We start from the raw sequence: 5336 nt of genomic DNA, 5'->3' as shown, positions 1-5336 counted from the left end.
CCGCTGTTGCTGCCCGCCGGACAGCCGGGAGGGACGCTCGTCGGCCCGGTCCGCCAGCCCCACCAACTCGAGGACCTCACGGACCCGGGCCGCCCGCTCGGCGCGGCTGCGCCACCGCGCCACGGGATCGACCGGTACGAGTCCGAACCCGACGTTCCGGGCCACGGACAGGTGCGGGAACAGGGCGCCCTGTTGGGGGACCAGTCCAATCCCGCGGTGCTGGGCGGGCAGTGGGTCCACGCGGCGGCCGTCGACGAGGATGCGTCCCGCCGAGACCGGGTGCAGCCCGGCGATCATGCGCAGCACGGTGGTCTTGCCCGACCCGGACGCACCGAGAACGGCCAGCGCCTCACCGGAGCCCACTGTCAGATCGAGGTCCCGGACGACGGTGGTGCCCCCGTACCCACCGGTCACGCCGCGGAGCTCGAGCACGCCGCCGGGGCGCTTCCTCACCGTCATGTGGCACCCACCTGAGTCTCCTCCGAACGGGCCGCGATGGCGGTCCGTGCCGGGACGCCTCGCCCGGACCCTCCCGCGCCCCACCCGAACGACCTGCCGAGGACCGCGGCGGGGATCACGGCCACGGCCACGAGCATCGCGGCATAGGGAGCGGCCTGGGAGTACGCCGCCACCTCGGTGTGGGCCCACATCGCGGAGGCCAGTGTCTCCGTCCCCGTGGGGCGCAGGAGAAGGGTCGCGGGCAGTTCCTTGGCCACGCTGAGGAACACCAGGCTGCCCCCCGCGAGGACACCCGGCATCGATAGTGGGGCGACGACGCGGAGGAAGGTCCGGAACCGGCCGGAGCCCAACGCTCCCGAGGCGTCCTCGAGCGCGGTCGGGATCGCGCCGATCGCGGACCGGACCACGCCCACGGCGAGCGGGAGGAACAGCACCACGTACCCGAACACGAGCATCGGCAACTGCTGGTACAGGCCGGGGACCAGCCGGATCCCCACGAACACCACGGCCAACCCGACCGTGATCCCGGGGAGCGCGAATCCGATCTGGGCGACCGCCTCGGTGGCCCGGGCGACCGGGCCGTTCGACCGGGCCGCGAGGATGCCGATGGGCAGGGCCAACACGATCGTCACGAGCGCGGCGATGCCCGACACCCCCGCGGTGGTGGCCGCCGCCGCGAGGACCGGTCCCCACGCCACGTCCACCTCGGCGGCGGCCCGCACCCACCGGACCAGCCCGACGAGCGGGGCGAGGACGCCACCGGTCAGGACGAATCCGACGACCACGAGCGCCGGCGTTCTGAACCGCCCGAGCGGGACCCGGTCGGGAAGGGAGTCCACACCGGCACCGACCCTGGCGACCTCGCCCCGTCGGGCCCGCCGCTCTCCCACCATCACCACCAGCGCCACCAGGATGAGCACGCAGGCCAGCACCGCCGCGGGCACCCGGTCGAACGAGGCGCGGTAGCTGTGGTAGATCCCGACGGTGAACGCCTCGTACCGCAGCATGGCCACGGCCCCGAAGTCGGACAGCGTGTACAGCGCCACCAGCAGCGCCCCCGCGGCGACCGCGGGCCGGATCTGACGCAACGTCACCCCGAGTACGGCCCTGACCGATCCGCGCCCCAGCGTCCGGGCCACCTCCTCCAGCCCGGGGTCCACGGCCCGCAGCGCCGCGGCCGCGGGGAGGAAGACGTACGGATAGCAGGAGATCGTCAACACGATGACGGAGCCGGGCAGGCCGAGGAACTGCGGGAAGTCCGCGACCCACAGGTAGCCGAGGACGTAGGAGGGCATCGCCAGTGGCACGCAGAGCAGTGCGCCGACCACCGGGGCCCCGGGGAGATCCGTCCTCACCGTCAACCACGCGAGCGCGACACCCACCACGACGCTGGCCGCGGTGACCAGGACCACCAGCACGACCGTGTTGACCAGCAGTTCGGCTGACCGACCGGACCGGACCACCTCGATGGCGTAGGCCGGGCCCCGTTCCCCCGCCCGGATGATCAGATAGACCAGCGGGATGAGGGCCGCGGAGCACGCCAGAGTGGCGGCCACCCCGAGGAGGGGGCGACCGCCACGCAGACGGGAACGGACGTCTATGACGGACCCGTCAGATCATGCCCACGCGCGTGAGCATCTGCTGGGTCTGCTCGAGCCCGTCGAGGTCCCCGAGGTCGATGTCGGGGCCTCCCAGGGTCTCGAGGGGGGGCAGGCCGACGGCCTCCGAGGTGATGCCCGGCACCACCGGGTACTCGCTGTCCTCCTCGAGGAAGTAGAGCTGGGCCTGCTCGCCGAGGAGTTCCTCCACCACGCGCAGGGCGTCCTCGGGCCGGTCCGTGGAGGCCAGCACGCCGACGCCGGCCACGTTGACCAGTGCGCCGGGGTCGCCCTTGGTCAGGTAGTGGACCCGGGCCCGCATGTTCTCCTCGCCCTTCTCCTGGGCGGTGTTGTACCAGTAGTAGTGGTTGGTGAGCCCGAGCTCGACCTCGCCGGTGTCGGCGGCCTCGAGGAGGGCCACGTTGTTGTCGTAGGTCCTCGGCTCGTTGGCCAGGAAGTCGCGGAGCCACTGCTCGGCCGCCTCGTCGCCGCGGTCGACCCGCAGCCCGGTGACGAACGACTGGAACGAGGCGTTGGTGGGGGCGTAGCCGACCTTGCCCCGCCACTCCGGCTCGGTGAGGGCGTCGATGGTGTCCGGCACCTCGGACTCCTCGAGCACCTCGGAGTCGTAGACCAGGACACGGGCGCGGAGGCTCGTGGCGACCCACGTCCCGTCGGTGGCCCGGTACTCGGCGGGGACCTGTGCGACCGTCGCCTCGTCGAGCCGCGTGAGCAGGCCCTCCTTGGACAACGCACCCAGCGCGCCGGCGTCCTGGGAGAAGAAGATGTCGGCCGGGCTGGCCTCGCCCTCCTCGGCGATCTGCGCCGCCATCTCGGGGGTGCTCGCGTACCGCACCTCCAGGTCGATGCCGGTGTTCTCCTCGATCTGGGCCAGCAGCGGGCCGACGAGGTTCTCGCTGCGGCCCGAGTAGACCACCAACGCGTCCGAGTCGTCTCCGGCGCCGTCCGTGGTGCAGGCCGCCAGACCCACCACGAGCGAACCGGCAGCGGCGATCGCGGCCAGGCGGCGTCGCATCATCACGGTTCCTCCCTCACAGTCCCGGTGCCGCGTCACGGGCACCGGGTGTGAGCTTAGCCTAAACTTATCCTGGCGCTCAGGCCGGTCCACCGGCCCGGGATCAGTCCAGGTCGTCGTGCCGCATGAGCTGCCGGGCGGCCTCGGTGATCGACCCGGTCATCGAGGGATAGACGGAGAACGACCCCGCGAGGTCACCCACGGTGAGCTGATTCCGCACGGCCACGGAGACGGGCAGGATGAGCTCGGAGGCGGTCGGCGCCACGATCACCCCTCCGATGACCACACCCGAGGCGGGGCGGCAGAACAGCTTGACGAAACCGCGGCGCAGACTGCGCATCTTGGCCCTCGGATTGCCCGCCAGCGGGAACACCTCGACGCGGGCGGGGACCTCACCGCTCTCGATCTGCGCGTGGGAGATTCCCACGGTGGCGATCTCGGGCCGTGTGAACACCGCCGAGGCCACGGTGCGGAGCTTGATGGGACTGACCCCCTCGCCCAGCGCGTGGTACATCGCGATCCGGCCCTGCATCGCCGCGACGGAGGCCAACGGGAACAGATCGGTGCAGTCGCCCGCCGCGTAGATGCCGGCGGCGGTGGTCCGCGAGACGCGGTCGACCTTGATGTGACCGCTGCGCTGGACCTCGATGCCGGCGCTCTCCAACCCGAGGTCGCCGGTGTTGGGAACCGAACCGACGCACATCAGTGCGTGCGAACCCTTGACGGTCCGGCCGTCGCCCAGTCGGACGATGATCCCGTCCTCGTGGTGTTCGACCGCGTCCGCACGCGCGTGCTTGACCAGCGAGACGCCACGCTCGCTGAGCGCCTCCTCCAGCACCAGCGCCGCGTCGGCGTCCTCGTGGGGCAGCACACGGTCGCGGCTGGACACCATGGTGACCTTGACGCCCATCTCGGTGAACGCGGAGACGAACTCGGCGCCGGTCACACCGGAACCCACGACCACCAGGTGGGAGGGGAGTTCGGTGAGGTCGTAGAGCTGCCGCCAGGTCAGGATCCGCTCCCCGTCCGGCTCGGCGCCGGAGAGGATGCGCGGGTTGGACCCGGTGGCGACCAGGACCACGTCCGCGTCGAGGATCTTCTCCCGGCCGCCGTCCAGCGACACGTGGACGCGGTGCGACGCCATGCCCGGCTGCGAGTCGTGCAGTCGCGCGGTCCCCGAGAGCAGTCGCACGCCCTCGCGCTGGAGCTGGGACCTGATGTCGGCGGACTGGGCGCGGGCCAGGGACTTGACCCGACCGTTGACCTGGCCGAGCCGGTACGCGGTGGGGTCGAAGTGCATCTCGACGCCCATCTCCTCGGCGCGACGCATGTCGGTGCGCACACCCGTGGTGGCGATGAACGTCTTGGACGGCACGCAGTCGGTCAGCACGCAGTTGCCGCCGATCCCCTCGGCGTCCACGATCGTGACGTCCGCACCGTACTGCGCGGCCACCAGCGCGGCCTCGTAACCGGCGGGTCCGCCGCCGATGATGATGATGCGCTGGGTCACAGGTGGTCCTCCACGGGTCACGGGGTCGGGGCCGGGCGCCGCGGGCCACTGTGGTGGACCGCGTCGCGTCCGCCGTACACGGTAGTCGAACCGGCGGCACGCGGCCGGAGGACGCCGGGGCCACACCCGGCGCCAGGGACTACTCTGGTCGCCGTGCCTCTCTACGCCGCGTACGGGACCAACATGCATCCCGAACAGATGAACGCCCGCGCGCCGCACTCCCCGTTCGCCGGAACCGGTTGGCTGGAGGGCTGGCGCCTGACCTTCGCGGGCGAGGACCCCACGTGGGAGGGCGCCGTGGCCACCGTGGTCGAGGACCCCGAGTCGAGGGTGTTCGTGGTGCTCTACGACGTCCCCGACGAGGACGCCCGCGCCCTCGACCGATGGGAGGGCACGGACCGGATCCCGGCCCGGAAGATCCGGGTCCGGATGGAGCGCCGTCCCACCGTCCCCCCCGGCCCCCCGGTGGGGGCCCAGGAGTCCGAGTTCGCGGTCGCCTCGCCCTCCCCCACCGCGCCCGAGGGCACCGAGCTGGTCTGGCTGTACGTCATGGACGCCTTCGAGGGGGGCCTGCCGTCGGCGCGCTACCTCGGACTGTTGGCGGACGCGGCCGAGTGCGCGGGTGCCCCCGACTCCTACGTGCGGCAGCTGCGCACCCGGGAATCCCGCAACGTGGGCCCGGGCGCCTAGCGTCGTGCCGTCCGTCCCCCTGCCGCCCACCCCCGTGTCTCCG

The 5336-nt window shown here is 72.2% G+C and carries 5 protein-coding genes; 1 reads left to right on the top strand and 4 read right to left on the bottom strand.

The window, feature by feature from the left end:
• The 4 genes from G6018_RS11425 to G6018_RS11410 form a co-directional block, all read right to left on the bottom strand.
• Nucleotides 1–459 (bottom strand): ATP-binding cassette domain-containing protein (locus G6018_RS11425; protein ID WP_182639649.1); only part of this gene is annotated, 459 nt, incomplete at its 3' end.
• Nucleotides 456–2015, bottom strand: a complete 1560-nt coding sequence (locus tag G6018_RS11420) for an iron ABC transporter permease (protein ID WP_259846280.1) — start codon at nucleotides 2013–2015, stop codon at nucleotides 456–458. The genes G6018_RS11425 and G6018_RS11420, both read right to left, overlap by 4 nt.
• Nucleotides 2016–2070: 55 nt before the next feature.
• Nucleotides 2071–3096 (bottom strand): iron ABC transporter substrate-binding protein, encoded by a 1026-nt coding sequence (locus G6018_RS11415; protein ID WP_179524757.1) that lies wholly within the window; start codon nucleotides 3094–3096, stop codon nucleotides 2071–2073.
• 100 nt (nucleotides 3097–3196) lie between these two features.
• Nucleotides 3197–4603 (bottom strand): NAD(P)H-quinone dehydrogenase, encoded by a 1407-nt coding sequence (locus G6018_RS11410; RefSeq protein ID WP_179524756.1) that lies wholly within the window; start codon nucleotides 4601–4603, stop codon nucleotides 3197–3199.
• Between the two features lie 153 nt (nucleotides 4604–4756).
• Between G6018_RS11410 and G6018_RS11405 the strand changes: the two genes are divergently transcribed.
• Complete coding sequence (locus tag G6018_RS11405) at nucleotides 4757–5293, top strand: gamma-glutamylcyclotransferase (RefSeq protein WP_182639648.1); 537 nt, start codon at nucleotides 4757–4759, stop codon at nucleotides 5291–5293.
• Nucleotides 5294–5336 lie beyond the last annotated feature (43 nt).

Source organism: Dietzia sp. DQ11-44 (genome assembly GCF_014145205.1).
In the GTDB taxonomy this organism is placed as follows: Bacteria; Actinomycetota; Actinomycetes; order Mycobacteriales; family Mycobacteriaceae; genus Dietzia; species Dietzia natronolimnaea.
The sequence above is the reverse complement of the archived record's forward strand: the minus strand, read 5'-3'. Positions and strand labels throughout refer to the sequence as shown.